The organism is Pseudomonas sp. SCPG-7, from assembly GCF_002156405.1.
GTDB classification, from domain to species: domain Bacteria; phylum Pseudomonadota; class Gammaproteobacteria; order Pseudomonadales; family Pseudomonadaceae; genus Aquipseudomonas; species Aquipseudomonas parakoreensis.
Map to the genome: position 1 here is coordinate 397,260 of NZ_MVOO01000004.1, position 26,261 is coordinate 423,520.

Genomic DNA, 26,261 nt, shown 5'->3' on the forward strand with positions numbered 1-26,261 from the left:
AAAAGATCGCAGCCAGCGGCAGCTCCTGCACAAGCACGCTCCCCCTGCAGGAGCTGCCGCAAGCTGCGATCTTTTTGATTTACAACCCATTCGGGAAAGGACAGTGCAATGGGCTCAGGCTTCTTCTCTTCCTGGACATTCTGGGCCTTGCTCTCGGCGACGTTCGCCGCGCTGACGGCGATCTTTGCCAAGATCGGCATCGAAAACGTCAATTCCGACTTCGCCACTCTGCTGCGTACTATCGTGGTACTGGTCAGTCTGGCCTTGATTTTGTACGCGACGGGCCAATATCAGTCATTGGGATCAATTTCCGCCAAGAGCTACCTGTTCCTGCTGTTGTCCGGCCTGGGTACCGGCGCGTCGTGGCTGTGCTACTTCCGCGCGCTGAAAGTCGGCCCGGCTTCGCTGGTCGCGCCAGTGGACAAGCTCAGCGTGGTACTGGTGGCGGTGCTCGGCGTGATCCTGCTGGGCGAGAAACTCGACCTGCGCCAATGGGGCGGTATCGGCTTGATCACCGCGGGTGTGGTGATGTTGGCGTTGCGTCGATAAGCAAGTTTCCCGCTGAACCTATCCCATTTTCCTACAGACAAAAGTACATGGCCTGATTGCCTCGACCGAGCTGAACGTAACCTGTCAGGCAAAAGCCCGAAACACTCTCTCGCTAGCCAGTAACACTTCAGCTGTGCAACATGGCGCGCGTGTCTCCACAAACGGGAATTCCCTTTATGAAACGTTTTCTTAGCATCGCCATGGCGTTGTGCATCGGCCTGACGATGAGCCTCGACGCCAACGCCAAGCGCTTTGGTGGTGGCAAAAGTGCCGGCGCTGCGCCGACGCACCAGACCAGCCAGATGGCTCCTTCTTCCCCAGGCATGGGCGGCGCAGCAGCGACCGCTGGTGCAGCCGGCGCTGCCGGTGCCGCGGCCAAGGCTGGCGGCGCTTCGAAATGGCTCGGCCCTCTGGCCGGTATCGCCGCCGGTGGCCTGCTCGCGTCCATGTTCATGGGCGGCGGCTTCCAGGGCATGCAGATCTTCGACATCCTGATCATGGCCGTGATCGCGTTCGTGATCTTCCGCTTCATCGCCGCTCGTCGACGCAAGCAGCAGGAGCACCTGGCTCCGGCCGGCGCGCCGATGCAGCGTGAAGTATTCGAACAGAAGCCTGCTGCCATGGGTTCGATCTTCGGTGGTTCGGCTGCTCCGGCTGCCGCTCGTCCGGTGATCAACGCGCCAGCCTGGTTCAACGAACAGCGCTTCCTTGAAGCCGCGCGCAGCCACTTCCAGTCGCTGCAGCAGCACTGGGACGCCAACGAAATGGATAAGATCGCCGAGTTCGTGACCCCGCAGATGCTCGAGTTCCTCAAGCGTGAGCGTGCGGATCTGGGCGACGGCTTCCAGTCGACCTACATCGACAACCTGCAAGTGCAGTTGGACGGCGTGGATGATCGCGCCGACAAGACGATCGCCACCCTGACCTTCAGCGGCGTGTCGAAGACCTCGCGTTTCGACCAGGGCGAAGTGTTCAGCGAGAGCTGGAACATGGAACGTCCACAGGGCGAGAACCAGCCTTGGCTGGTGGCCGGTATCCGCCAGAACGGCTGATCCCCATCGCGTTACGCATGTGGTAATAAAAACCCCGGCTCAGGCCGGGGTTTTCTATTTCGCGGTTGCATCTATAGCGAGCTACTGTATAAACCGGCCCATATAAACCGCGCCATTCAAGCAAGAGGATCCCGGACGTGGAAGAAATCATCGAACAACTGCGCGAAGCCAACGAACCCGTACCGGTTCCCCTGGAGTTGCCCGACGAAGACCAGTTGGTGGAGATCGAAGAAGAACTCTTCATCAACATCCCGTTCGTCTTCAAAGAGTTTCTGCTGACCGTCAGCGACGTGGTGTACGGCAGCCTCGAGCCGGTGACCGTCACCGACCCGCAATCGCACACTTACCTGCCGGATGTCGCGGCCAACGCCTGGGACGCTGGCGTACCGCGCGACCTGATCCCGATCTGCCAGGACGGCGACAACTACTACTGCGTCGAAGAAGACGGCACCGTGGTGCTGTGGTCCGGCGAAGAAGAGCTGATCACCGAAGAGTCCTGGGAATCGGTGTGGCACTGGGCGCGGGACGTCTGGCTGGAAAGCTGATTCACCAGCCGCCCCGGGCAATCAGTGCCCCGACGATTCCTTGTGGTTGTCGAGGGTTTCCAGCAAAGCCACCTGCATCCGCGTGTGCACGCGGATGAACCAGCGCCAGAGCAGCGCCGCCACGGCGGCCGCCACCACGGCGACCAGCACCAACAGCTTGTTGGTCGGCAGGATACTGGCCGACAAGGCTGCCAGCAGCAGGAAGATCACCAGCAGCGAGAGGATCGGGATCACTTCGGAGATCACCCGCCGCACTCGCTGCGTGTGCCGCCCAGCCATCTCCGGCTTCACGCCCATCTCCGCCAGCAGCATCGACAGCGCCTTGAGCTTGCGATACGCCGCGATCAGAAACGGCAGCGACAGCAGCAGCGCCCCGCCCCAGATCAACGCCTTCTGCCAGCTCGGATCAGCGACCCAGTCCTGCATCCACTCCGACAGTCGTCCGGCAAAGAACGCACCGCTGAAGAAGATCGCGATCACCAGCGCCAGGTTGACCCCGACCTGCAACAGAATCCGCCGGATCATCGCCGCCAGCATCGCGCCCTCGCCTTGCGGCTGAATGCTGCGCAGCCACTCGCCGTACATGCCGAATACTCGTCCCAGACGCTTGGGTACCGCCGCAGAGAGTTTGATCGACAGCGGATCGGCCGCGCGGATCAGGTACGGCGTCAGCAGCGTGGTGATCACCGACACCGCCACCGCGACGGGATACAGAAAGTTGCTGGTGACCTGCAGCGTCATCCCGAGCGCGGCGATGATGAAGGAAAATTCGCCAATCTGTGACAGCCCCATCCCCACACGCAGTGAGGTGCGTCCATCATTGCCGGCGATAAACGCCCCGAGGCCGCAGGACAACATCTTGCCGAGCACCACCGCCACGGTAATGACTGCAATCGGCCACGCGTATTGCAGCAGGATCATCGGATCGAGCATCAGGCCGATGGCGACGAAGAAGATTGCACTGAACAGGTCGCGAACCGGTTCGATCAGGCGCTCGATTTTCAGCAACTGCCGCGACTCGGCCATGATCGCGCCGATCAGGAAGGCGCCGAGCACCATGCTGTATTCGAGCTTGACCACCAGCAGACAAAAACCGAAACACAGGCCGAGCACGGTGATCAGTAGCATCTCGTTGCTTTCGAATTTGGCGACGTACGCCAGCAGGCGCGGCACCAGCAGAATGCCGATCACCAACGCGACGATCATGAACAGCGACAGCTTGCCGACCGTGGAAAACACTTCGCCCGAACTGACCGTGCCGCTGACTGCGATGCTCGACAGCAAGGCGATGATGCCGATGCCGAGGATGTCCTCGACGATCAATACGCCGAAGATCAGCTGCGCGAAGCGCTCGTTCTTCATCTTCAGGTCGTTGAGCGCCTTGACGATGATAGTGGTCGAGGAGATGGCGAGGATTGCGCCGAGGAACAGCGAGTCCATGGTGTTCCAGTCGAACCAGCGGCCGATTTCATAGCCGATCCAGATCATCAGGACAATTTCGAGGAACGCCGCGATAAACGCCGTGGCCCCGACCTTGAACAACTTGCGCAGGCTGAACTCCAGCCCGAGGCAGAACATCAGGAAAATCACCCCCAGCTCGGCGAGGGTCTTGATGGTTTCTTCGTCGTGAATCAGACCGAATGGCGGGGTGTGCGGGCCGATGATGAAACCGGCGACGATGTAGCCGAGCACCACCGGCTGCTTGAAACGGTGAAACAACACGGTGACCACACCTGCGACCAACATGATCACTGCCAGGTCCTGAATAAAGCTGATGGCATGCATGGTGTGGGCTCCTTGTATGACGTGACTCGCCGTCAGACTTCAGAAAGCTCTGAGCGAGTTGGGTAAAAATCCAGTTTTCGTGTAGGAATTGCCCTTGGGCAGGGCCTTTTGCAGGTTAACACCGCGACTTCCGGCTGAAAGGCGGTGCAATATAAGGAAACAGATCGGTCGCGGCGTGACGGCAGCCAGCCGTCTGGCGTCCCGATAACGGTGCTTTTGAAAAAGCCACCAGGCACCCGCAGAGGTGCGTCCAGCCATCCAGCCTTGATCCGTGAGAACGTTATGGAACCCGGAAACGCCCAACTGTCGATGACGGTATTGATGACCCCCGACATGGCCAACTTCTCTGGCAATGTCCACGGCGGTACCCTGCTCAAATACCTCGACGAAGTGGCCTACGCCTGCGCGAGCCGCTATGCCGGCCGCTACGTGGTGACGCTGTCGGTGGATCAGGTGATTTTCCGCGAGCCGATCCATGTCGGCGAACTGGTGACCTTCCTCGCGTCGGTCAACTACACCGGCAACACCTCGATGGAAGTCGGCATCAAAGTGGTGACCGAGAACATCCGCGAGCGCTCGGTGCGCCACACCAACAGCTGCTTCTTCACCATGGTTGCGGTGGATGACCAGCGCAAACCGGCCCCCGTGCCGCCGCTGCAACCGCAGAACAGCGAAGACAAGCGTCGCTACATGCAGGCGCAGCAGCGTCGGCAGATTCGCCAGGAGCTGGAGAAGCGTTATCAGGAGATCAAGGGCGACGCTTAAAGCAAAAGATCGCAGCCTGCGGCAGCTCTTACAGAGGATTAATGTTCACCCTGTAGGAGCTGCCGCAGGCTGCGATTTTTTGACCAATTATGCGATTACAGACTGATCGCCGTCGCCTCGAACTTCACCCGCGGATGCGCGATCCGGTCCTGCGCCCGCACCAGTTGCAGCTCATAACTGGCACACGCCTGGGTCTCCAGCAGCACTTCATGCACCGCCGCTGCGGTGAACTCGAACGCCGCCATCAGGCTGTCGCCCAACAGCACCCGCGCGAGGAACAGCCCGGACGTCAGATCGCCCACGCCCACCGGCTGACGCGGAAACGCCAGCAGCGGACGGCGCAAGTGCCAGCTTTCATCAGCGGTCACCAACAACATCTCGAAACCGTCCGCCGGCTTGCCCGGATAATCCAGATGCTTGACCAGCACCGCTTTCGGCCCGCGCGCCAGCAGCGCCCGAGCCATCGCCAGGCAATCGAACAACGACTGCGGCTTGCGCCCGGAGAAACTGTCCAGCTCCAGTTGGTTCGGACACATGATGTCCGCCACCGCCGCGGCTTCTTCCAGCAGAAAGTCGCTGACTTCGGCCGGCACACTGCAGCCTTTCTCCGGATGGCCCATCACCGGGTCACACAGGTACAACGCCTTCGGATTGACCGATTTGATGCACTCGACGCCACTGAGAATCGCCCGGCCCTGCGCCGCGCTGCCCAGATAGCCGGAGAGCACAGCGTCGCAGTTGCCCAGTTCGCCAATGGCGGCAATGCCGTCGACCAGTTCGGGGATCTGCTGCGGCGCGAGCACTTCACCGGCCCATTGGCCGTACTGGGTATGGTTGGAGAACTGCACCGTGTTGAGCGGCCAGACATTCACCCCGACCCGCTGCATCGGAAAAACCGCAGCGCTGTTGCCGGCGTGGCCGAAGACCACATGGGACTGAATGGCGAGCAGATGAGGCGTACGTTTCATTCGGGTTATTCCGTAAAACGATTGAAATTCAAGCCGCGCAGTATGCGACGAAACACAGCCTGTACGACAGACCGGCGACGCAGTTAAGCTGGACCAATCTTTTGGAGTTTCCTGTTGATGCTGACCCTTGAAAACATCTTCGTGCTGATGCTGTTCGCCGCTGCCGGCGCATGGCTTTGGCACAACCACGGCTTGCGCGAGCGGGCGCTGGAGCGGGTCAAGCAGCATTGCATCAACGTCGGCGTTGAACTGCTGGACGGTAACGTCGCGTTGAAAAAAATCGGCTTGATCAAGGATGCCAGCGGCCGGCGGCGTCTGGCCCGGGTCTACAACTTCGAGTTCACCGTGACTGGGGAAACCCGGCACAACGGCATCATCACCCAGTTTGGCGCGCACAGCGCTCAGATTGAACTGGCGCCCTACCCGGCGCCGTTCGACGACACGCCACCAGTGGTCGAAGTTACCCGCCCACGGGCCGAAGTGATCGAACTGAGCCAGTGGCGTCAGGAACACAATAAGTGGAAGCCGTAAGCTAATCCGCTTGAACTCGACATTGCGTCAGGCCTGACTGCAAAGCATCGATACTTCGCGCATCGGCAAAGATCAGCTCTATACGCGAATCCCGTCGCCACTCGCTGGGCTGCCAATCCAGTTCAGCGTTATCCACGGCATTGGCCGAGACCCAGCCCTCGGCGCTATGGATAACCAGTTTCGCCCGCCGCCAGTTCAGGCTCTGCAGCCATTGGCTCAGACGTTGCGTATCGAACGTCTGCCCCGGGTGCCAACGCCAGCCGATGCTCCAACCGCCCTCCTGTGCCTGACTCAGGCAAATCGGCGATGCCGGGTCGCTCCAGAGCGCCGGAATCGGTCCCGCCCCCTGCGGCACAACAAGGTTATCCACACCCGCCATTGCTTGCGCCGTCACACCCGGCAACTCGCGTAAAGACAGTTGCGCCTGCTGCGTCCAGATCAATTTGACCGCCGGCAAACGCTCGGCGATGGTCTGCCGCACAGCCTCATCCAGGCCTTCGGCCTTGTTCAGCAACAGCAGACCGGCGCCGCCCAAAGCGTCCTGCTGAGCGGGCGGCAACGCTTTCCCGGCGGCCAGTGCCTGGGCATCCAGCACTGACACAGAAGGCTGCAGCGCCAGTACACCCAACCACGGCGCCTCACCTAACTGCTTGAGCAATTGCGCCGGATGGCCCAGCCCGGACGGCTCGATGAACAGCCGATCCGGTCTGGCCTTGCGCAGCAAACGGCCGAGGCCGATTTGAAACGGCGCGCCGTTGACGCAACACAAACAGCCCCCGGCGACTTCGCCCAGTGCGATACCATCGCCATCGCGGGTCAGCAACGCAGCATCGAGGCCGATCTGACCGAACTCGTTGATCAGCACCGCCCAGCGCTCACCGGCCGGCCGTTGGGCCATGAGCTGGCGAATCAGACTGGTCTTGCCGGCGCCCAAAGGGCCGGCGATGACATGGGTAGGAATGTTCTGCAACATGACTGGGCGTTTTCTGAGGGGATTGGACATGCGTTGGATGGGATGGTCGTTGCTGTTGATGTCGCTGTCGAGCGAAGCCTTGGCTCAAGCCTGCGTTGTGCACAGTCAGGGCGAGCGACTCGACGTCAAGGTTTGCCAGCAAAACCGCAGTATTCCCGAGAAGCTGTTCAGCGACGGGTTCTGCCAACCGACCCTGGCCGGGCAGAAAGTCGAGGTGCAGTACGTCGATCAATGCCCGAGCGGCGCGTTCGGCGTGTGCAGCAACGCGCAAGTCGCCAATATGCCCTATCGCCAGGATATCCACTATTACGGCGTGGCTTCAGACATGGCGTATTTGAAGCCGTATTGCGAAGGCCAGAGCCAGGGTAAATGGCTCAAGCCTTGAGCCATCAACCGAGCCAGTCGAGCGTCAGCAGCAGCCGTCGTTCACCCGCTGGCAGTTGCGGAGAACGATGGATCAGACCGAAGCCTTCGTTGCCGTGCCATTTTTCGCCTTTCAATAGCGCCACGTCGCCACTGTGCAGTTGCTGGATGTTTGCCATGTCGTTTGGCTCAGCGTTCGCCTGACCCAATTGCTCGCGGTCCATTGCGCCCTCCTTGAGCCACTGACTGCCGATTCCGCCATACGTGGTGAGCAGGCGCACCGGCACATGATCGACGTGGAAACGCGGACACATGGCCTTGTCCAGCACCCGCAGGCGCAAGCCGATACGCCGTGCACCCAGCAGGCAGGCGAAGGCACTGACCAGCCATCCCAGATCAGCGACAAAGCCTTCATAGCCTTCCAGGTCACGGAACCCGGCGGCCAGTCCACTGAGATCAGGCTCGCCGTCTTCATCCGGCAATTCGAGGCAGAGCGACTGCGCCAGTGGCTCGTTGAGCGACAGCAACAATGCTGCGAAATCGGCAATGTGCAGCGGCAGTTGGCGCTGCCAGACCGCAAGATTGACGTCGTCTTCGAGGATTCGCGTCAGCGTTTTCGGCGTCGCCCCCTGATGCTGATGACGTACTCGGTTCTGCTGCAGTTTGAGCGCAAGCATCAGGCGGCCTCTTCGTGCCAAGGGCCGAACGGATCCGGCAGCGTGCGCCAACCGTCTACACCAGCAGCCATTTCTTCGTCAGTCAGCAGGCAGGCATCGAGCTCCGACTTGAGCTGTACGAAATCGATGTTCTGGCCAATGAATACCAGCTCCTGACGACAATCTCCGACACTCGGCGTCCAGTTTTCCATGATTGCTGCGGTACTGTCCTGATCCTGCGGCCATTGGTTTTTCGGCACGAAACGCCACCAGCGTCCAGCGAAACCGTGGCGCATCAGGCCGCCTGCCTGCGACCAGCTGCCCGCATCCGTGACCTTGCTGGCGAGCCAGAAAAAACCCTTGGAGCGCAGTAATTTACCGTTCATCCATGGACGATCAATGAAGCTGTAAAAGCGCTGCGGGTGGAACGGGCGGCGTGCGCGATAAGCCGTGGAAGCAATGCCATACTCGGTGGTTTCCGGCACATGCTCACCGCGCAATTCCTGCAGCCAGCCCGGGGCTTGGGCGGCTTTGTCAAAATCGAATCGGCGCGTGTTGAGGATCTTCTCCAGCGGCACCTCGCCCATCACCATCGGGATAATTTCCGCCTGGGCATTGAGGCGCTTGAGAATTGCCGTGAGTTCGTCGCGCGCCTGGCGGCTGATGAGGTCGATCTTGCTGATCAGCAGTACGTCGGCGAACTCGATTTGTTCGATCAACAGGTCGGTGATCGAGCGTTCATCTTCATCGCCCAAGGTCTCGCCGCGGGACGCGAGGCTCTCGGCAGCCTGGTAGTCGAGGAGAAAATTCACGCCGTCGACTACCGTGACCATGGTGTCGAGTCGAGCAACGTCGGCGAGGCTCTGACCCAGCTCATCGCGGAAGGTGAAGGTTTCGGCGACCGGCAGCGGCTCGGAAATACCGGTGGATTCGATGAGCAGATAATCGAAGCGGCCTTCGCGAGCAAGTTTGCTGACCTCTTCCAACAGGTCCTCGCGTAACGTACAGCAGATACAACCGTTGCTCATCTCTACCAGTTTTTCTTCAGCACGGTTCAGGCGGACATCACGTTGGACTTCGCTGCCATCAATGTTGATCTCGCTCATATCGTTAACGATGACTGCAACGCGCAAGCCTTCTCGATTACGTAGTACGTAATTCAAAACTGTACTTTTTCCAGCGCCGAGAAAGCCCGAAAGAACGGTCACGGGGAGCGGAGATGACATTGGATAATCCTCATCAGATGGTGGCCGATGGGCGTGTATGCCGGATTTGGCGTAACGCACCGCGTTCTCAGGCTTCAAAACAACGTGATGGCAGAAGCTGACGCTTTAAATTGGCGGGCTCAGGCTCAATTAAAATTCATGTTATAGTATAACAACACAAATTATCCAGACCTGCTCTTGCCCAAACCGATAAAGAGCATGAAGCTGCATGCCATCTGCCCGTCGGGAACCGTGATGAAAAATGTCCTGAAATGCTCGCTAATGAGTCTGGCATTGCTGTCGGGTGCCAACGTATGGGGACAAGCGCCAATGCTCGCCAAGTGCACACACAGCGCTAACCTGCTGGCATGCGTCGATGCGCAAGGTAACGCCTACAGTGTAAATACAGTGGGCCGCACGTTTTACCTGCGCGGCTTTGAAAAGGACGGCAATCGCTACTGGGCGCAGACCAACAGTCGGTTCGGCCAACTGACGTTCTTCACCGGCATCGCTTCTGACGGCGAAGCCTGGGTCGGCTACACCCGTCGCGTGGGCTGGACGACGATCAATCGCTTCTCCAGCTCAGGCGGCAGCAGCGCGAAGTTCACCTGCAGCCGGATCACCGGCTGCTAAACCTGCGCCTTTTGCTGCGCCTGCTGCCAAGCGATGTAGCTGTCGATTGGCGGGTTCTGCTGGAAATAGCGCTGCAATCCTTCAAACAACCCGTTAGCGATAGCCTGTTGATGTCGAGTTGTCACCAGGCGCTGACTGTCACGCGCGTTGGAAATAAAGCCGGTTTCTACCAGGATCGACGGCACATCCGGCGACTTCAGCACCGCAAATCCCGCCTGTTCCACGCGCTTTTGATGCAATGTGGTGATGCCTTGCAGACTGCCCAGTATGCTGCTGCCGAGTTGCAGACTGGCGGCGATGGTGGCGCTCATCGACATGTCGAGGATCACGCCGGCGAGCATCGGATCCTTGTCCTTGAGATTAACCAGACTGGTCGCGCCGAGCAGATCCGCGCCGTTCTCGCGCTGTGCCATGAAGCGTGCAGTCGCTGACGTCGCACCACCTTCTGACAGGCAATACACCGAAGCTCCCGACGCCGTCAGTCGCGGCGCTGCATCGGCGTGCACGGAGATAAACATGTCGGCCTTGTGCTGACGGGCAATGTCTACACGCTTGCGAAGGGGCACGAAAAAATCGTCATTGCGCACCAACTTCACGTCGAAGCCCTTCTCCTTTTTAAGACGTTTGGCGAGCAATTGGGCGATGGACAACACCACGTCCTTTTCCCGCTCACCCTTGGCGCCGACGGCGCCAGGGTCTTTACCACCGTGTCCGGGATCAACCACGACAATGATGTCGCGTTTAAGGTGATGGTTATTCGTGGATGTTTCACGTGGAACCACTGCGGTGCTCAGGACTTTATCGGCGTTCACCAAGTCGAGCACCAAACGGTGTCCTTGACCATCCTGCGGTGCCAAAACAAAGCTGTTCAATAGAACGGGAGTGTTCAGATCGAGAACGATCCGGGTATCGCCTTGACCAAAATGCCCGGCGCGGATCGAGCGAATGGCCGTATCTGCTAACGGCAATTGACTGAAATCACCACTCAGACTCGCCCCGGACAGGTCAATGATCAAACGCTCTGGCGCGCTCAACGTGAACGTTTTGTAACGCACCGGGCCGCTTAAATCGAAGACCAGTCGCAGCTTTTCACGCGAACGCCAGAGCCGCGCATTTCGCACCTGGGTTGCCGAGACACTGAAGGGCAGAGCCAAGGCTGCGCTGGCCAAAAACAAACTGAGCAAGTGGCGTCTGTGCATATGAAAACCCGTTCATGAAAAAAGCATCGTGATTTGAATTGTTATAATGTAACATCCAATTCAGTCAACACGATGGTTCCGAACATGAATTCGCTGACACTTCCGGATATCGCCACTCAAGCCTCTCGACAAGCATTACCGCTTGAGTGGGTGGGAATGCGCGGCATTGCCTTGCCGGTTTTATTGGATGGCCAACGTCTGAGCGCGAAGGCAGATGCAGGCGTCAGTCTTGACGATGGTGAGGCGCGTGGCATTCACATGTCGCGGTTGTATCTGGCCTTGGCAACGCTTGAGCAACAGAACCTTTCTCCACGGGTTTTGCATCAGGTACTGGACGATTTTCTGGCGAGCCACGAGGGCTTATCCAGCAATGCTTACCTGAATATCCACAGCGAAGTGCTGCTGAAACGACCCGCGTTGGTCAGCCCACTGGCGGGGTGGAAAAGCTATCCAGTGAGCATTTCTGCCAGCCTCAAAAACAAAGTGTTCCACGTGGAACTCAAGATCGATGTGCCCTACTCCTCGACCTGCCCGTGCTCAGCCGCATTAGCGAGGCAACTGATCCAGCAGCAGTTCATCGATGATTTTGCCAATAAGCCACTGCAGCACGCTGAAGTTTTGGCTTGGCTTGGATCAAGCTACGGCATCGTTGCCACTCCGCACAGCCAACGCAGCACCGCGCAATTGCACATGCATCTGGACGAGTTTATCGATGAGCTGCCCCTCAGCGTGATCATCAATGACGCTGAAGCCGCACTGGGCACCGCCGTGCAAACCGCCGTGAAACGCGCCGACGAACAAGCCTTCGCGCTGGCCAACGGGCAGAACCTGATGTTCTGCGAGGACGCCGCGCGACGACTCCATCTGGCCCTGCGTCGCTGCCCTGGTGTCAGCGGATTCCACCTGCGAGTGATCCACGCTGAAAGTCTGCACGCCCACGACGCCGTCGCCGAAAGCCACTGGCATCGAGAACACGCATGATCCGCTGCCATTCCTTGAGCTGGGGCGCGCCAGGGCAACCGCTGACTTCACCACTGACGGTCACGCTGGAAAGTGGCAGTCTGAGCGCTATCGTCGGCGCCAACGGCTGCGGTAAAAGCAGCCTGCTGAAAGTCATCGCCGGACTGCAGAAACCCTTGACCGGAAAAGTTGCGCTAGGCGTCCCACGCCAAGGAGGATTGTCATTCCTGCCGCAACAGCAACACCTCGACCGACAGTTTCCCATCAGTCTGGAAGAACTGGTGGCTGCCGGGTTCTGGGGCCGTCGATTGTCGACGCAATTGCGCGCACAGCGCCTCACTCACGCACTCGACAATTGGCACTTGAGCGGACTCGAGAAGCGCCCGCTGATGGCGCTCTCCGGTGGCGAACTGCAACGCGCATTGCTCGCCCGTTTGAGTCTGGCTGACGCGCCACTACTCCTTCTTGACGAACCCCACGTTGCGCTCGACGAACTGGGTCAGCAATTGCTTTGGCAACACATCCACGCCTGGCACGCCGAAGGTCGAACTTTATTGGTGGTCTGCCACGACCTGGCCGCCGTCCGCCAACACATCCCGCAGACACTGCTGATCAAAAACCACGAATGCGCGTTTGGCGCCAGCGTCGAACTGATCCAGCAAACACCCGGCACGCAGGTGGCTTGATGCTCACCGTCGCCCACCTTTGGCAACCGTTCAGCGAATTCTTGTTCATGCGCCGAGCGCTGCTCGGCGGATTGGTCTTGGCCTGCAGCACAGCACCGCTCGGCGTATTTCTGATCCTGCGGCGCATGAGCCTGATCGGCGACGCCGTCGCTCACGGCATTCTTCCCGGCGCCGCATTGGGCTTCTGGTTCGCCGGCCTGAGTCTGCCCGCGCTAACGCTCGGTGGTCTGGGTGCGGGCCTGAGCATGGCCGGGCTGGCTGCGTGGATTACCCGTCGCACCGGTTTGCGCGAAGATGCCAGCCTCGCCGCGATCTACCCGATCTCACTCGCCAGTGGCGTTCTGATTCTCGGCATCGCTGGCAAACGCCTCGACTTGCTGCACTTGCTGTTCGGCTCGGCGCTCGCCGTCGACGGACCGACCCTCAACGGCATGTTATGGGTCTCGGCCCTCAGCCTGATCGCCATGGCAGTCATCTACAAACCGCTGCTGCTCGACACCCTCGATCCTCTATTCCTGCAAACCGTCAGCCGCCTCGGCCCTCTCGCCCACGGCGTGTTCCTGACCTTGGTGGTGCTCAATCTGGTGATCGGTTTCCAGGCCATCGGCGCCTTGATGGTGGTCGGTCTGATGATGCTGCCTGCCGCTGCCTCACGGTTCTGGAGTCGTCGTCTGCCGAGCCTGATTGCCATCTCCGCACTCATTGGCTGCCTGTCGGTGTGGCTCGGATTGTTGCTGTCGTTCGACTACTCGCTGCCCAGCGGGCCGGCCATCGTGCTGGTCGCGGGGTTCGCCTACTTGCTGTCCGTGGTGTTCGGACCGGTTCACGGGCTGCTGCGCCGCCCGCCTTTGCTCACATCCCAATGAGGTGTTTCCCGATGCGCGTTCTACTCGTGTTGTTCAGCTTGCTGCTGTCGATGTCGTTATCGGCGGCGGAAAAATTGCCGGTGGTCACCAGCTTCAGCATCCTCGCCGACATGGTGCATCAGGTCGGCGGCGAGCATATCCAGATCACCAACATGGTCGGCCCGGACGCCGATGCGCATACCTATGAGCCAACACCGGACGACGCCAAAGCGCTGCTCAAAGCCAAGCTGATCATCAAGAACGGCCTCGGTTTCGAACCATGGCTCGATCGACTGGTGACCAGCACCGGCACCCAAGCCCCGCTCATCAGTGCCAGCCACGGTGTGATTCCGCGCTCGCTCGATGAAGACGGTGAAACCATTCCCGACCCGCACGCTTGGCACAATCTGGCCAACACCGAGCTGTACATCGCCAACATCACCAAGGCGCTGATCGCTGCCGATCCGGCGAACAAGGCCGACTATCAACGCAACAGCAAGACCTACCTGAAACAGATCTACGCCCTGCTCGCCGAAGCCAAGACCAAGCTCGGCTCGCTGCCACCGGGCAATCGCAAGATCGTCACCAGCCACGACGCCTTCGGTTATCTCGGGCAGGCCTACGGCATTGACTTCATGGCGCCGCAAGGTCTTTCCACCGAGCGCGAACCATCGGCCGCCGAAGTCGCCGCACTGATCACGCAGATCCGTCAGGCCAAGGTCAAAGCGGTGTTCATGGAAAACATCAAGGACGCGCGCCTGCTCAAGCAAATCGCTGATGAAAGCGGCGCGCATATCGGCGGCACGTTGTACTCCGATGCCCTCGCCGCCAGTGGCCCGGCCAGCACCTTTACCGGACTGTTCGAATACAACCTCAACACCCTTTATGACGCACTGAGCCAACCATGATCCGCAAAAATCCCTCAGGCGATTTGCCGCAAATTGCCGAGTCGGCCTACGTCGACAAAACCGCGATCATCTGCGGCAAGGTGGTCATTGGCGAGAATGTGTTCGTCGGCCCCTACGCGGTGATCCGCGCCGACGAAGTAGACGCTTCGGGCACGATGGAGCCGATCACCATCCGCGCCAATTCGAACATCCAGGACGGCGTGGTGATCCATTCCAAATCCGGCGCTGCCGTGACCATCGGCGAATTCACCTCGATCGCTCACCGCTCGATCGTGCATGGCCCGTGCGTAGTCGGCGACCGGGTGTTCATCGGATTCAACAGCGTGCTGTTCAATTGCGTGGTCGGTGACGGCTGTGTGGTACGGCACAACTCGGTGGTCGATGGCCGTGATTTACCGGACGCGTTCTACGTGCCCTCCACCACCCGCATCGGCCCCAACACCGACCTCTCGCAGTTCCCGCCAGTGAGTGTCAGCGCCTCGGAGTTTTCCGAAGACGTGGCGCGCACCAATGTCGATCTGGTACGCGGCTACAAAGCCTTGCAGAACGAGTTCTGAGCCATGAGCAGCGTGCTGATTCGCAACGCCAGACTGGTCAATGAAGGGCGCGAGTTTGACGGTGATCTGTTGGTCAGCCATGGTCGCATCGTCAAGATCGCGGGCCGCATCGACGGTGAAAATGCCCGTGTGGAGATCGACGCCAATGGCCAATGGCTGTTGCCGGGGATGATTGATGATCAGGTGCATTTTCGCGAACCGGGAGCGCCGGCCAAGGGCAGTATTCACTCCGAGTCGCGCGCAGCGGTGGCGGGTGGCATCACCAGTTTCATGGACATGCCCAACACCCAACCGGCCACGCTTACCCTCGAAGCGCTAGCGGATAAAAAGCGTCGGGCGGCGATCAACTCCGTGGCCAACTACGGATTTCACTTCGGTGTCAGTCAGGACAACCTCGACACCGTGGCCGCGCTCAACCCCTGCGAAGTGGCCGGGGTCAAAGTGTTCATGGGCGCGTCCACTGGCAATATGCTGGTGGATGATCCTAAGATTCTCGAACGCTTATTCGCCGAAGTGCCGACGATTCTGCTGGCGCATTGCGAACACACACCAAGCATCGAGGCCAATGCAGCACGTCTGCGTGAACGCCTGCCGGCGAATATCCATGCACTGATCCGCGATGCCGAAGCTTGCTACCGATCCTCTTCGTTGGCGGTGGAACTGGCCAGACGTCACGGCACCCGCCTGCACGTTTTGCACCTGACTACCGCTCGCGAGCTGGAGCTGTTCGAAGACAAACCTCTCACTCAAAAGCACATCAGCGCTGAAGTCTGCCTGCACCACCTGCTGTTCGATGACCGCGACTATCCAGCACTCGGCAACCTGATCAAATGCAACCCGGCCATCAAGACCCAGGCCGACCGAGACGCCTTGCGCGCGGCGCTGCTGAGCAACCGGCTGGATGTGATCGGCAGCGATCATGCACCGCATACCTGGGCGGAAAAACAGCGTCCTTACACCGAAGCACCGTCCGGGTTACCGCTGGTGCAACACGCCTTGCCGGCACTGCTGGAACTGGTGGCCGATGGCGTGCTGCCGATCACCACGTTGGTGGCAAAGACCAGCCATCGCGTGGCGGATCTGTTTGCGATTCCGGATCGGGGTTATTTGCGTGAGGGGTATTGGGCGGATCTGGTGCTGGTTGAGCCAGCGGCTCTTGAAGTGTCGCGGCAACCGATTCTGTCACAGTGCGGCTGGACGCCGTTCGCTGACAAGACTTTTCGCTATCGGGTGAATACCACGTTGGTGTCGGGGCAGATTGCCTGGCGGAAGCAGCGCATCAACGAAAGCTGTCAGGGGCTGCCGCTGCGGTTTATGCGCTGAATGATCAGGTGTCTGACAGAACGTCTTCGCGAGCAGGCTCGCTCCCATCAGGAAACGCGCTGTCCCTGTGGGAGCGAGCTTGCTCGCGAAGCTTTTAAGCTCTTGGCTTCACAGTGCCGCAATCCTGACCCAACCACACCGCACGGGTTTCCAGACTGCCCTTCTGGTTGATCCCGATCGCATTGAACGTGCCGTTGGCCACGGTGGTGAACTCACGATCACTGAGGAACGTCGCGACACCCGTGCCTTGCGCTTTCGGGCAGCTGAAGCGGAATTTCCACTGGTTGCCGGTGCGCTCGGTGATCTGCTGTTTGCAGCCCGACTGCGGATCGGCCAGCGGAATATCGTTGGTCGCGACCTGCTGCGGCGTCAGGCAGGCACGAATGCCCTTGCCGCCGATGTTGATTCCGTTCTTTTCCAGCGCCGCACGCTGTTGCGGGGTCATCTGGCCTTGCAACTGGCCGAGGATCGATTGCACATCCATGGGCTGGTCATCGACCTTGACGTTGCTCGAGGTCATTTCCCACAACCCCGGCTGCAGCATTTGCGCCTGCGCAACCACCGGCATTGCCAAACCCAGGCCCAGCGCCAAACCCAGCAGACGAACGTTCATCGAAAAAACTCCTGATCAGTAGTGGCCGTTAGACGTCGGCCGATTGCTTCGGTTCATGCACCAATTAAATAGCGACATTCGCCTCGGAACATGGTCTGTTACGCATTGAGTCTTCAGGAGCAAGGCTGCCCCATGGATTATTTTGGACCGCACATTTTTGGCTATCTGATCGCCCTCATACATAGCCTCGGCTTGATCGCCGCGATCCACGCGGTGCTGACCGTTCGCACCGCCCAAGGCTCGATCGCCTGGGCATTGTCGCTGATTTTCATTCCTTACCTGACACTCATCCCTTATCTGGTTTTCGGCCGCAGCACATTCGACGGCTATATCAAGGCACGGCGCCAGGCCAACGAACAGATGCGTCAGGCAATTTCCGAGTTGAACTGGCGACCGTGGGTCGAAGAAGCCCTCACCGCCCGCGCCTCAAATGCCTATGCCTCGCTACGGGCCATGCCCAAACTGGGGCGGATGCCATGCCTGGCGAATAACGAAGTGCAACTGCTGGTGAATGGCCACGCGACCTTCGAGGCGATTTTCCAGGCCATCGATCAAGCGCGCGAAGCCGTACTGATCCAGTTCTTCATCATCCATGACGACCGCCTCGGACAGCGCCTGCGCGATCTGTTGCTGAAGAAAGCTGCCGAAGGCGTGGCGATTTATCTGCTCTACGACCGCATCGGCAGCCACGCCCTGCCCCACAGTTATGTACAGGCGTTGCGCGATGGCGGTGTCGAGGTCAAAGCCTTCGCCACACGTAGCGGCTGGCTCAATCGCTTCCAGGTGAATTTCCGCAACCACCGCAAAATCGTCGTGGTCGATGGCGTGCTCGGCTTTGTTGGCGGGCACAACGTTGGCGATGAATACATGGGCGAGAAGCCGCCGTTGGCGCCATGGCGCGATACCCATGTGCAAGTGCGCGGGCCGGTCGTGGCCTGCATGCAGGAGTCATTTGCCGAGGATTGGTTCTGGGCCGCGCGCACATTGCCGCCGCTGATCCTGCCGGACGTTTACCCGGACGACGGCGTGCTCTGTCAGTTGCTGGCCAGCGGCCCGGCCGACGCCTACGAAACCTGTTCGCTGTTCTTCGTCGAAGCGATCCACGCCGCAACCGAGCGGGTGTGGATCACCAGCCCGTACTTCATTCCCGATGAAGCCGTGTTCGCCGCGTTGCGTCTGGCGGTGCTGCGCGGCGTCGACGTGCGCCTGCTGCTGCCATCGCGCCCCGATCACCGCATCGTCTACGCCGCGTCCAGCCTGTATGCATTCGAAGCGGTGCGCGCCGGCGTGCGGGTGTTCCGCTACGAACCGGGGTTCCTGCATCAGAAAGTGGTGTTGATCGACAGCGAGATCAGCGCCGTCGGCAGCGCCAATCTGGACAACCGTTCGTTCCGGCTGAATTTCGAAGTGATGCTACTGACCGTCGACAGCGAATTCGCCGCCCGCGTGGAACGTATGCTCAACGATGATTTCGAGCAGGCTTATGAAGTTGCCAAAGAGGAAAGCCGGGAGATCCACCGCCTGCAACAGCTCGGCATGCGGATCGCCCGGCTTATTTCACCGATTCTCTAGAAGCCCATCACCCTCTCCAAGGGAGAGGGCAGGGTTCAGGCATCAAGGATTGTAGATGTCGTCACGGGTCCAGGGCAGTTCATGACTGCCGTCCGGATGAGCCTTCACTGCCAGAATCTGATGCAGATTGATCCAGCCCCGGGCAAACGCGTAGGCACACCCGGCCAGATACAGGCGCCAGATGCGCAGCGCCTGATCCGGCACCAGTTTCCCGGCGGCCTCGAGGTTATCCTCCAGCCGCTCGCTCCAGTGATCCAGCGTGCGCGCGTAATGCAGGCGCAGGCTTTCGACATCGACAATCTCCAGCCCGGCTTCGCTGATCTCGGCCGAGATCATCGCCAGGTGTGGCAACTCGCCGTTGGGGAACACGTATTTCTCGATGAAGTCGCCGGCACCGCGTCCCACCGGGCGGCCGTCGGTGTGCTTGGCGGTGATGCCATGGTTCATCACCAGACCGCCCTCCTTCACCGCGCCAAACAGGACTTTGCAGTATTCGGCGAGGTTGGCGTGGCCGACGTGTTCGAACATACCGACACTGACCACCTTGTCGAAACGCCCGTCCTGCGGCAGGTCGCGGTAGTCGAGCAATTGCAGTTCAATCTGGTCTTCCAGGCCTTCGGCCTTGACGCGCTCGCGGGCCAGTTCCAGCTGTTCCTTGCTCAGGGTGATGCCGAAGACTTTGGCGCCGAATTCACGTGCGGCGTAACGCGCCAGACCACCCCAGCCGCAACCGACATCCAGCAGGTAATCGCCCGGCTGCAAACGCAGCTTGCGACACAGATGGCGGAATTTGGCTTGCTGCGCCTGCTCCAGGGTTTCGCTGCCCGTTTCGAAATACGCGCAGGAATACGCCATGTCGCTGTCCAGCCACAGCTGATAGAACGCGTTGGACAGGTCATAGTGATAGGAAATGGCTTTGGCGTCGGTTTCCTTGTCGTGCACTGCACGCACTGGCTGAGCGCCTTCATCTTCATCGAGCAAGGCGCTGCTCAATTCGTCGCAGACCCGGATGACCTCGCTGATCGAGCCCTCCAGTTCGAGCTTGCCTTCAACAAACGCCGCCCCCAGCGCGTCGAGGCTTGGATGGGTGAACTGGGTGACCATCGTCGGGTCCTTGACCACGATGGTGACGCTGGGCGTCGGCCCCAGATTGAACTCATGGCCGTCCCAGAGTCGCAGGCGAAGCGGAAGCTGCAGATTCTGTAAGGCCGGTGGAAGTTGCGCGAGCATGGAAAATCCCCCCTTGTTTCAGACGTCAGATCTGAGGGTAGACCATCCTTGAAAAATAGCAGGCTATCGATTTAATTAGCCGAGACTATCGTTTCAGACGCGCCACCAGGCCGGAATGCAACCCGTGTTTTCGACCCGGAAACCGGCAATGACGTGTGCGCCTTCTACATAGATGACTGCCTATTCGGCGCACAGTTCGCTGCCACTCATTTCAATGACCGTCCTTGAGCTTGAGCAATGGCTCCTGAAACCGCAGCAGCCGTCCGGCATTGCCCAACACCAGCAACGTGCTGAGGTTGTGCAGCAGCGCGGCGATCATCGCCCCGGCCGCGCCGAGCCAGCCAAATGCAGCAAAGATGACAATCGCCAAGGTCCAGCCCAGACCGATGATCACGTTAACCTGCAAGGTTCGTCGGCATTGGCGGCTGAGCCGCACACAAGTACCGAGGCGGCGCAGATCACTGCCGATCAAGACGATATCCGCTGAGGCCAGCGCGATGTCAGCGCCGCCCGCGCCCATTGCGACACCGACCACACCAGCCTTCAGCGCCAGCGAATCATTGATGCCGTCGCCCACCACCATCGGCCGAAATCCGTTGTCGATTTCCTTCAGTACGCGGTTGAGTTTGTCCTCGGGCAGCGCCTGCGCTTCCAGCTCTTGCAGGCCGACCTCGCGGGCCAGGGTCTGCGCGACACTCAGGCGGTCGCCGGTCAGCAGCAACTGGCGACCCAGACCGAGCTCGCGCAATTCGCTGAGGGCAAAGCGGGCTTCCGGTTTGACGCTGTCGGCCAGCAACAGCCAGGCGACAAATTCGCCGTTCAGTGCCAATCCGGCAATCGGCCCGTCGTGCTCGGGAACGGTGGTGGTGACGATGCCCAGTTGCGCGAACAACTCGGGCCGGCCCAACGCCGCCTCGCCTTGGGCGGTCGTGGCGACTACACCGAGACCCTGGCGCTCATGAATATCAGTCAGCGGCAGGCTCTGTTCCTGACTGACCAGCCCAGCCAACGCGCGGCTGACCGGGTGGCTGCTGGCCGCCCCGAGGCTGGCGGCCAGTGCCATTACCGAGGCCTGATCCAGTCGTGGGCTGCTGATCGATTGCAAACGCAAAGTGCCGTAAGTCAGCGTGCCGGTTTTGTCGACCACCAGTGAAGTGAGATCTGCCAACTCCTCAAGGAACGCCGAACTGCGAATCAGAATGCCGTGGCGCGCCGCCACCGCCACGCCGGCAATCGCCGTGGCCGGTGCCGACAGCACCAAAGCGCAAGGACATGCCGCCACCAGCACCGCGAGCATCGCCTGCGCGTCATGGGTGACAAACCAGGTCACCGCCGCCAGCAGCAACACCAGCACCATGTAGCTACCGGCATAGCGCTCAAGCAGGCGCGTGATGGGCGGCTTCGAGCGCTCGGCGTTCTGCATCAGCGCAATGACTTTGCCCAGCGTCGATTGATCGCCGGTACGGGTCACCTCGATGCGCAGCAAGCCGTCGAGGTTGATCGCGCCGCCAAACACCGTCATGCCTACCGCCGTTTCCACCGGAACCGACTCACCGGTAATCGACGCTGTGTCGAGGCTGGCCTGGCCGAACAACACTCGACCATCCGCTGGCACCCGATCTCCGGCGCGCACCTCTACCGTGTCGCCAGGTTTAAGCGTGCCGTTATCGACCTCGATGATCGAGCCATCGGTCTGAATCTTGCGCGCGTGGCTGCGGGTCAACTGGCCGAGGGCGTGAATCGCTTCCTGCGAGCCGATCACGCTGCGCTCTTCCAGCACGTGGCCGAAGATCATGATGATCGGCAGCAACGCGGCGGTCAGCAGATCGCCGGTCGCCCACGCACCGAGCATCGCCAGGGCGATCAATTGATCGGTGATGCCGTGCAGGCTTGGGTAGCGCAGGCTGTACCACGCCGAGCGCATCACCGGCACCGCCACCAATAGAGAAGCGAAACCCAGCAGCAACTGACTGACACCGGTTTGCTCCGGTAACAGCCAGCGCCAGAGGAGACCGAGGCCGAGCAAGCCAAGGGCGAGCATCGCCAGGGTCAATTGCCGTGCGGCGCGGCGCTGTTCGGCCGAGGACAACAGGCTCGGTGCGGCAGTGGTCGCAGTCATTTGCTGGCTCCCTGAATGATCAGGCGGGAATCGTCTTTCGGATCGACCGTGGTCACTGAACCGGCCTGGCCGAGAATCTTCGGCATGCGTTCACGGTACAGCCGCAGGAGCATCTGCGGGTCGGTACCCTGTTGTTGCGCCTTGGCCAAGCTCAGTACCGTGGCGGTGTCTGCAGCGGCTTTTGCCAACCGTTCGCCGGCCTGCGCGTGGGCCACTTGCAGGGTGCGGTCGGCTTGTTCGTTGGCGGTCTGGGTGAGTTTTTCTGCTTCGGTGCGTGCGTTGGCGACGGCTTTGTCGGCTTGCTGGCTGGCGGTCAGAACCGCATTAAAAGCGCTGACCGCAGGGTCCGGCAGACTCGACTGCACGTCGACCCGCGCCACTTCAATGCCGATGCCCTGCCCGCTCGCCTTCAACTCAGCCAAGCGCTTGTTGATGCCTTGCACCAGATCACCGCGCAGACGCTCACGTCTTTCGGCTGCCTGATTATCGGCACCGATCAACTCCGGTCGGGCAACCAGAATCGTGTCTAGATCCCGCGCAGCGGTCAAAGCCACAGCGCTACGGGTGACCAGCCGATCCAGTGCCGGCAGCACATGATCACCCTGCAGGACGAAGTCGTAAGGGTCGGTCACTTTGTAAAACACCCGCACATCCAGTTGCACCACGCCGGCGTCCCCCGTCAGCAAGTAACCGGAACCGGCCAGTGCATCGCTCAGCGGTGTAGCGAAAGTCGCTACACGATCAGCCCTGATCGCTTCACTGCTGCGCAGCAGGTTTTCCACTCGACGCTCAATCACCCGATCCGCTGCCGGTAGTAAAACCACCTGCTCGAACGGCTGTGGCCAGGCCAGTAACAGCCCGGCATTCTGGATGCGTTCCAGTGCGCCAAAGTGCAGAACCACGGCGCGATTCTGCGGATCGATCTGCCGCACATTGGAAAACGCCCACGCCAACGCGGCCAACACCGTGACCGCGTACAAGGCAAAAAACGCCAAACGTCCAGCCTGAATCCACGGACTGCTCAGCGAATGTGTTCCACGTGGAACTTCATCACTCATGGCTGCGATCCGGATTTGTTTTCGACATTCGGCGGGCCGTCCACCAGCACGCGGAATGGCGCGGCGTCGGTACGCAGGATCAGCTTGGTGTCCGGCGTGACGATAGTGCCCAGGGTGTCCAGCGAACGCAGCAGGTTGTACAACTGCGGCGATCCAGCGTAGGCACGGCCATAAATTTGCGCCGCTTCGACTCGGGATTGCGCTTCGATTTCTGCGGCTTTAACTGTCGCGTCAGCCTGAACAATTCGCGCATCGCGCTCGGCAGCAGAACGAATTTGTGCAGCTTCCCGCTTGCCGATGGCGGTGCGTTCGGTGGCAATTGTTTCACGCTCGGCGCGCATCCGATCGACCGTGGCGGTGAGCGTGACCGAAGGCAAGGTCAGGCGTTCGATGCCCACCTGCACCACGCGCACACCGTAAGTGGCCAGCAACTGCTGGTCGATCTGCTGACGCAGTTGCGCCTCGAAATCGGCAATACGCACTTTGCCGGCATCAGTATTCACCAGATCCGCCAGGTCGAAACTGCTGGCGGTGGTTTCCAGCGCCGAGCCGACAAAGGTGCGGATCTGCCGCGCCGCTTCGTCCGGCTGGTTCTGCACCGCGCGCATGAAACGCTGCACGTTGTCCGGATCGCCCTGCACCTGCCACGCCACGTAGGCCTGAACGATGATGCGCAAACCGTCGCGAGTGCCGACATCCTGCAAACCGCTGGAGGTGGTGCGCAGGCGCAGATCCACCGGGATAGCCGCTTCGAACGGCGCCGGCCAGCGCCAGCTCAAACCGGGTTCAAGCAGCACCCGTGAAGGATTGCCGAAACGGGTGATGACCGTGGCTTCACCCGAGCGCACTTGCACCAGGCTCGCCGCCGCAATGGCAAACCCCACCAGCAACAGCGCCCAGCCCATCCGCCGCCAAGGGAACGGTCCCGCGTCTTCCGGTGCACCGTGGTGATGGTGATGATGCCCATGATGATGGTGATGCCCGGCGTGGCCGTGATCGTGGCCGCTGTGATCATGGGAATCGTGAGTGTGCGACTGGCTCAAGGGGCAACTCCTGGTTGAGCGGTGGTGCGCGCGGGCGTCGGATCAGCCGGCAGCGTGAACGTACGCAGGTCGATGGTCGGCGCATTGCTGCTGCCGCCTAATCGGTGGTCGAGTACCAACAGTTTGGCTTTGCTCAGACCGTGGCTAAGTTGGCTGAGGTATTGCTCCAGCACGAACGCCTGACCAGCGCTGGCATAAGCTTTCTGTTCAGCGCTGAACTTCAGGTCTGCCGCCTGCGCCGTGGCGTTGATTTCGCGAGCGCTGGCACTGGCCTGATCACGGGCAAGGCTGGCCTGCAACAACGCCTGGTTACTGGCTTCAGCCGCAGCGCCGCGCTCACGGGAGATCAACGCCTGCGCGCCGATCTGTGCCGCTTGCACACCGTGATAAGCATTGGCGGCGCCGGCTGGCGGGTGAATCGCTTCGACCACGGTGGCGAGAATTTCCACGCCGCTGTTGAGCTTCTGCAGATCGCCTTGCACCGCGCGACCGATTTCTTCGCCCAGCCCTACCCGGTCAGCACCGAGCAGACCGTCGAGGGTACGCGAGGCAAAATCGTGCACCAGAATCCGGCTCGCGGTGCTGCGAATCAGCGTCGGCACATCGGCATTGTTGTAAGTCGCGGCCAAAGCATCCTGATCACTCAGACCAATGCGATAAACGAAGCGCACGTCCATGTTGACGATCTGAAAGCTCTGCTGATCGCCACGGCTGCTGGCGATCACTTGGGATTTGTCGTTAACGTGACTGGCATCCCACAAGCGGTTGGCGGTCATCGGCGCCGGGCCTTCGGCAGGCTCAGCCTGGGTTGGCGCCGGAGCATCGCCGACGCTGGTTGCCAATTCGTGCACCACGCCGTTCTCGACGCTCAATACACGGCCCAGTGGCCACGGCAAACCGGCGTGCAAGCCAGGGCCAAAGACTTGTACCGGTTTGCCGAAGCGCTCGTAGATACCGCGCCCTTGCAGCGGGATTTCGTGGATCCCGGTCAGCAGCCAACCGACGGCGGCGACCAGCGCCAGCACCGGCAGAAAAGCGCGGCGCATATAGCTGAACGCCCAGATCTGGCGCAAATCGATGCCGAAACGGTTGTGCAATTCGTGCTGCAAAGCGAGTAACGGCTGTGGTGGCCAACGCAGCATATCGGCAACAAAACTGCGCGCCAGCAGGGTCGGTTCCAGCTGCTCGCGTCGAGGGCTGAATACCGACAGAACTGCGCGCAATAGCAACTCGATCGCGATCAATCCCGGCAAGATCCCGATCAATACCGCAAGGCGCACGGGCCACACCGAAGCCTCGCTGGCGAACAGCAGGCACAACGCCCCCAGTACCAGACTGATGATCGCCAACCGCGCAAGTTGCGCGAGAGACCCGGCTTCCGGCCATTGCGCCGGGTTTTCCTGAGCCAGTTGCCGCTCCAGCACCAGCAAGCCGAAACCCAACAGCAACATCAGCGCGGCGCCCACCGTGGCCGATAACCCGACTGCAGCGGCAGGCAACGTCAGATTCCACACCTGCCCGATGGCCAGCACAATCAGCACTGACCAGCCGCCCAGCCACAACGTGGCCGCGCCAATCTGACCGAGCAGGTGCAGACCGCGCTGACTCAATCGCTCCAGCACCCGTTCGTACCAGCCGTCAGGAGCGGTTTGCTCGACCTCGTTCAGCGGTTGCTGCGCCACGGGGTGCATGACCCGTGCGCGCCATTGCGTCATCCACCACGCCGACTGCAGTCCGGCGACCAGCACCAGCAACGCCGCGCCCAGATTCACCAGCAAGGCCGGCCAGATCGATTGCGCGGCAAACAGCTCGACAAATAACGCCAGCACCCACCCTGCCCCGGCCAATCCGCCGAGGCCGAAGGCCAGGCGGCGCAATCGTCGCCCCTGCGCAGCCGCTTGTTGAAAGCGCGGCAACCCGGTCACTTGCGTGCCATCGACATCCAGATCGACTTGCATATCACCCCAAAGCCATTGATTCATCGGTCCAATCGTTACGATATAACGAAAAGCGTGAAATATTCGTACACAAATTCGCTTATCTAAAGATGCGCAACCTGTCGCTTGCCTGAAGCCTTGACCGAAATGTCCGGAAACGCACATATTACGTTCGTAATTTTAATC

Annotated in this window: 26 protein-coding genes; 14 read left to right on the plus strand and 12 right to left on the minus strand. The window is 60.4% G+C overall.

The window, feature by feature from the left end:
• Nucleotides 1-108 precede the first annotated feature (108 nt).
• From B1722_RS11195 to B1722_RS11205, 3 genes are all read left to right on the plus strand, one after another.
• Complete coding sequence (locus tag B1722_RS11195) at nt 109-549, plus strand: EamA family transporter (RefSeq protein ID WP_027610340.1); 441 nt, start codon at nt 109-111, stop codon at nt 547-549.
• Nucleotides 550-725: 176 nt separating this feature from the next.
• On the plus strand, nt 726-1,601 hold the full coding sequence (locus B1722_RS11200; protein WP_041073858.1) for a Tim44 domain-containing protein: 876 nt from the start codon (nt 726-728) through the stop codon (nt 1,599-1,601).
• A 137-nt stretch (nt 1,602-1,738) separates the two neighbouring features.
• Nucleotides 1,739-2,146: an SMI1/KNR4 family protein gene (locus B1722_RS11205; protein ID WP_024164487.1), complete on the plus strand. Its 408-nt coding sequence runs from the start codon at nt 1,739-1,741 to the stop codon at nt 2,144-2,146.
• A gap of 21 nt (nt 2,147-2,167) precedes the next feature.
• Here the strand turns inward: B1722_RS11205 and B1722_RS11210 are convergent, their stop codons facing one another.
• Nucleotides 2,168-3,931 carry a cation:proton antiporter gene (locus tag B1722_RS11210; protein ID WP_041073855.1) on the minus strand — a complete coding sequence of 588 codons (1,764 nt, stop codon included), beginning with the start codon at nt 3,929-3,931 and terminating at the stop codon, nt 2,168-2,170.
• Between the two features lie 282 nt (nt 3,932-4,213).
• Here B1722_RS11210 and B1722_RS11215 point away from each other — a divergent pair, with 282 nt between their 5' ends.
• A complete protein-coding gene (locus B1722_RS11215; RefSeq protein ID WP_041073853.1) occupies nt 4,214-4,696 on the plus strand; it encodes an acyl-CoA thioesterase in 483 nt (160 codons plus the stop codon).
• A 95-nt stretch (nt 4,697-4,791) separates the two neighbouring features.
• Here B1722_RS11215 and pdxY read toward each other — a convergent pair whose 3' ends face one another.
• Complete coding sequence (gene pdxY / locus B1722_RS11220; RefSeq protein ID WP_086792504.1) at nt 4,792-5,664, minus strand: pyridoxal kinase PdxY; 873 nt, start codon at nt 5,662-5,664, stop codon at nt 4,792-4,794.
• 117 nt (nt 5,665-5,781) lie between these two features.
• On the opposite strand from pdxY, the gene B1722_RS11225 reads away from it, so the two are divergent.
• On the plus strand, nt 5,782-6,195 hold the full coding sequence (locus B1722_RS11225; protein ID WP_086792506.1) for a DUF3301 domain-containing protein: 414 nt from the start codon (nt 5,782-5,784) through the stop codon (nt 6,193-6,195).
• Between the two features lies 1 nt (nt 6,196).
• On the opposite strand, the gene B1722_RS11230 is transcribed toward B1722_RS11225, so the two are convergent.
• Complete coding sequence (locus B1722_RS11230; protein ID WP_086792508.1) at nt 6,197-7,168, minus strand: GTP-binding protein; 972 nt, start codon at nt 7,166-7,168, stop codon at nt 6,197-6,199.
• Between the two features lie 28 nt (nt 7,169-7,196).
• Between B1722_RS11230 and B1722_RS11235 the strand changes: the two genes are divergently transcribed.
• Entirely contained in the window at nt 7,197-7,553 is a 357-nt protein-coding gene (locus B1722_RS11235) for a hypothetical protein (RefSeq protein WP_041073847.1), read from the plus strand.
• Nucleotides 7,554-7,557: 4 nt separating this feature from the next.
• Here B1722_RS11235 and B1722_RS11240 read toward each other — a convergent pair whose 3' ends face one another.
• Nucleotides 7,558-8,208, minus strand: a complete 651-nt coding sequence (locus B1722_RS11240; protein ID WP_041073845.1) for a DUF1826 domain-containing protein — start codon at nt 8,206-8,208, stop codon at nt 7,558-7,560.
• Nucleotides 8,208-9,413: a zinc metallochaperone GTPase ZigA gene (gene zigA, locus B1722_RS11245; protein WP_041073843.1), complete on the minus strand. Its 1,206-nt coding sequence runs from the start codon at nt 9,411-9,413 to the stop codon at nt 8,208-8,210. Before zigA ends, B1722_RS11240 begins: the two co-directional genes overlap by 1 nt.
• A 234-nt stretch (nt 9,414-9,647) precedes the next feature.
• On the opposite strand from zigA, the gene B1722_RS11250 reads away from it, so the two are divergent.
• A complete protein-coding gene (locus B1722_RS11250; RefSeq protein WP_086792565.1) occupies nt 9,648-10,025 on the plus strand; it encodes a glutamine synthetase in 378 nt (125 codons plus the stop codon).
• Here the strand turns inward: B1722_RS11250 and B1722_RS11255 are convergent.
• Nucleotides 10,022-11,224: an N-acetylmuramoyl-L-alanine amidase gene (locus B1722_RS11255; RefSeq protein WP_086792511.1), complete on the minus strand. Its 1,203-nt coding sequence runs from the start codon at nt 11,222-11,224 to the stop codon at nt 10,022-10,024. The two genes, B1722_RS11250 and B1722_RS11255, sit on opposite strands and share 4 nt — an antisense overlap.
• A gap of 84 nt (nt 11,225-11,308) precedes the next feature.
• Between B1722_RS11255 and folE2 the strand changes: the two genes are divergently transcribed.
• From folE2 to B1722_RS11285, 6 genes are read left to right on the plus strand one after another with little or no spacing between them, the layout of a single operon-like run.
• Entirely contained in the window at nt 11,309-12,205 is an 897-nt protein-coding gene (gene folE2, locus B1722_RS11260; protein ID WP_086792513.1) for a GTP cyclohydrolase FolE2, read from the plus strand.
• Entirely contained in the window at nt 12,202-12,870 is a 669-nt protein-coding gene (locus tag B1722_RS11265) for a metal ABC transporter ATP-binding protein (protein ID WP_086792516.1), read from the plus strand. The genes folE2 and B1722_RS11265 overlap by 4 nt, the downstream gene beginning before the upstream one ends.
• Nucleotides 12,870-13,736, plus strand: coding sequence for a metal ABC transporter permease (locus tag B1722_RS11270; protein ID WP_041073836.1), 867 nt, complete (start codon nt 12,870-12,872; stop codon nt 13,734-13,736). The genes B1722_RS11265 and B1722_RS11270 overlap by 1 nt, the downstream gene beginning before the upstream one ends.
• Before the next feature lie 11 nt (nt 13,737-13,747).
• Nucleotides 13,748-14,623, plus strand: a complete 876-nt coding sequence (locus B1722_RS11275) for a metal ABC transporter substrate-binding protein (protein WP_086792518.1) — start codon at nt 13,748-13,750, stop codon at nt 14,621-14,623.
• The gene (locus B1722_RS11280; protein ID WP_086792519.1) at nt 14,620-15,180 is read left to right on the plus strand and encodes a DapH/DapD/GlmU-related protein; all 561 of its coding nucleotides are present in this window, start codon (nt 14,620-14,622) and stop codon (nt 15,178-15,180) included. The genes B1722_RS11275 and B1722_RS11280 overlap by 4 nt, the downstream gene beginning before the upstream one ends.
• A 3-nt stretch (nt 15,181-15,183) precedes the next feature.
• Nucleotides 15,184-16,503, plus strand: coding sequence for a dihydroorotase (locus B1722_RS11285; protein WP_086792521.1), 1,320 nt, complete (start codon nt 15,184-15,186; stop codon nt 16,501-16,503).
• Between the two features lie 94 nt (nt 16,504-16,597).
• On the opposite strand, the gene B1722_RS11290 is transcribed toward B1722_RS11285, so the two are convergent.
• A complete protein-coding gene (locus B1722_RS11290) occupies nt 16,598-17,116 on the minus strand; it encodes a DUF3617 domain-containing protein (RefSeq protein ID WP_027610324.1) in 519 nt (172 codons plus the stop codon).
• Between the two features lie 132 nt (nt 17,117-17,248).
• Here B1722_RS11290 and cls point away from each other — a divergent pair, with 132 nt between their 5' ends.
• On the plus strand, nt 17,249-18,688 hold the full coding sequence (gene cls / locus B1722_RS11295; RefSeq protein WP_041073828.1) for a cardiolipin synthase: 1,440 nt from the start codon (nt 17,249-17,251) through the stop codon (nt 18,686-18,688).
• Between the two features lie 42 nt (nt 18,689-18,730).
• Here the strand turns inward: cls and cfaB are convergent, their stop codons facing one another.
• From cfaB to hflK (B1722_RS11320), 5 genes are all read right to left on the minus strand, one after another.
• A complete protein-coding gene (gene cfaB, locus B1722_RS11300; RefSeq protein WP_041073826.1) occupies nt 18,731-19,918 on the minus strand; it encodes a C17 cyclopropane fatty acid synthase CfaB in 1,188 nt (395 codons plus the stop codon).
• 211 nt (nt 19,919-20,129) lie between these two features.
• Entirely contained in the window at nt 20,130-22,037 is a 1,908-nt protein-coding gene (locus B1722_RS11305) for a heavy metal translocating P-type ATPase (protein WP_086792523.1), read from the minus strand.
• Nucleotides 22,034-23,095, minus strand: coding sequence for a protease modulator HflK (gene hflK / locus B1722_RS11310; protein ID WP_041073822.1), 1,062 nt, complete (start codon nt 23,093-23,095; stop codon nt 22,034-22,036). Before hflK (B1722_RS11310) ends, B1722_RS11305 begins: the two co-directional genes overlap by 4 nt.
• Nucleotides 23,092-24,138: a protease modulator HflC gene (gene hflC, locus B1722_RS11315; protein WP_041073820.1), complete on the minus strand. Its 1,047-nt coding sequence runs from the start codon at nt 24,136-24,138 to the stop codon at nt 23,092-23,094. Before hflC ends, hflK (B1722_RS11310) begins: the two co-directional genes overlap by 4 nt.
• Nucleotides 24,135-26,096: a protease modulator HflK gene (hflK, locus tag B1722_RS11320; protein ID WP_086792566.1), complete on the minus strand. Its 1,962-nt coding sequence runs from the start codon at nt 26,094-26,096 to the stop codon at nt 24,135-24,137. The genes hflC and hflK (B1722_RS11320) overlap by 4 nt, the downstream gene beginning before the upstream one ends.
• Between the last annotated feature and the right edge of the window lie 165 nt (nt 26,097-26,261).

Excerpts from the sequence above, each read along its gene's own strand:
- hflK (WP_041073822.1), bottom strand. The coding sequence starts at position 23,095 with ATGAGTGATGAAGTTCCACGTGGAACACATTCGCTGAGCAGTCCGTGG.
- B1722_RS11265 (WP_086792516.1), top strand. The coding sequence starts at position 12,202 with ATGATCCGCTGCCATTCCTTGAGCTGGGGCGCGCCAGGGCAACCGCTG.
- pdxY (WP_086792504.1), bottom strand. The coding sequence starts at position 5,664 with ATGAAACGTACGCCTCATCTGCTCGCCATTCAGTCCCATGTGGTCTTC.
- B1722_RS11215 (WP_041073853.1), top strand. The coding sequence starts at position 4,214 with ATGGAACCCGGAAACGCCCAACTGTCGATGACGGTATTGATGACCCCC.
- B1722_RS11275 (WP_086792518.1), top strand. The coding sequence starts at position 13,748 with ATGCGCGTTCTACTCGTGTTGTTCAGCTTGCTGCTGTCGATGTCGTTA.
- B1722_RS11240 (WP_041073845.1), bottom strand. The coding sequence starts at position 8,208 with ATGCTTGCGCTCAAACTGCAGCAGAACCGAGTACGTCATCAGCATCAG.
- B1722_RS11225 (WP_086792506.1), top strand. The coding sequence starts at position 5,782 with ATGCTGACCCTTGAAAACATCTTCGTGCTGATGCTGTTCGCCGCTGCC.
- B1722_RS11195 (WP_027610340.1), top strand. The coding sequence starts at position 109 with ATGGGCTCAGGCTTCTTCTCTTCCTGGACATTCTGGGCCTTGCTCTCG.
- cls (WP_041073828.1), top strand. The coding sequence starts at position 17,249 with ATGGATTATTTTGGACCGCACATTTTTGGCTATCTGATCGCCCTCATA.
- B1722_RS11290 (WP_027610324.1), bottom strand. The coding sequence starts at position 17,116 with ATGAACGTTCGTCTGCTGGGTTTGGCGCTGGGCCTGGGTTTGGCAATG.
- B1722_RS11250 (WP_086792565.1), top strand. The coding sequence starts at position 9,648 with ATGAAAAATGTCCTGAAATGCTCGCTAATGAGTCTGGCATTGCTGTCG.
- B1722_RS11270 (WP_041073836.1), top strand. The coding sequence starts at position 12,870 with ATGCTCACCGTCGCCCACCTTTGGCAACCGTTCAGCGAATTCTTGTTC.
- B1722_RS11235 (WP_041073847.1), top strand. The coding sequence starts at position 7,197 with ATGCGTTGGATGGGATGGTCGTTGCTGTTGATGTCGCTGTCGAGCGAA.
- B1722_RS11230 (WP_086792508.1), bottom strand. The coding sequence starts at position 7,168 with ATGTTGCAGAACATTCCTACCCATGTCATCGCCGGCCCTTTGGGCGCC.
- folE2 (WP_086792513.1), top strand. The coding sequence starts at position 11,309 with ATGAATTCGCTGACACTTCCGGATATCGCCACTCAAGCCTCTCGACAA.
- B1722_RS11280 (WP_086792519.1), top strand. The coding sequence starts at position 14,620 with ATGATCCGCAAAAATCCCTCAGGCGATTTGCCGCAAATTGCCGAGTCG.
- B1722_RS11200 (WP_041073858.1), top strand. The coding sequence starts at position 726 with ATGAAACGTTTTCTTAGCATCGCCATGGCGTTGTGCATCGGCCTGACG.
- B1722_RS11210 (WP_041073855.1), bottom strand. The coding sequence starts at position 3,931 with ATGCATGCCATCAGCTTTATTCAGGACCTGGCAGTGATCATGTTGGTC.
- B1722_RS11305 (WP_086792523.1), bottom strand. The coding sequence starts at position 22,037 with ATGACTGCGACCACTGCCGCACCGAGCCTGTTGTCCTCGGCCGAACAG.
- cfaB (WP_041073826.1), bottom strand. The coding sequence starts at position 19,918 with ATGCTCGCGCAACTTCCACCGGCCTTACAGAATCTGCAGCTTCCGCTT.
- B1722_RS11255 (WP_086792511.1), bottom strand. The coding sequence starts at position 11,224 with ATGCACAGACGCCACTTGCTCAGTTTGTTTTTGGCCAGCGCAGCCTTG.
- B1722_RS11285 (WP_086792521.1), top strand. The coding sequence starts at position 15,184 with ATGAGCAGCGTGCTGATTCGCAACGCCAGACTGGTCAATGAAGGGCGC.
- hflK (WP_086792566.1), bottom strand. The coding sequence starts at position 26,096 with ATGCAAGTCGATCTGGATGTCGATGGCACGCAAGTGACCGGGTTGCCG.
- zigA (WP_041073843.1), bottom strand. The coding sequence starts at position 9,413 with ATGTCATCTCCGCTCCCCGTGACCGTTCTTTCGGGCTTTCTCGGCGCT.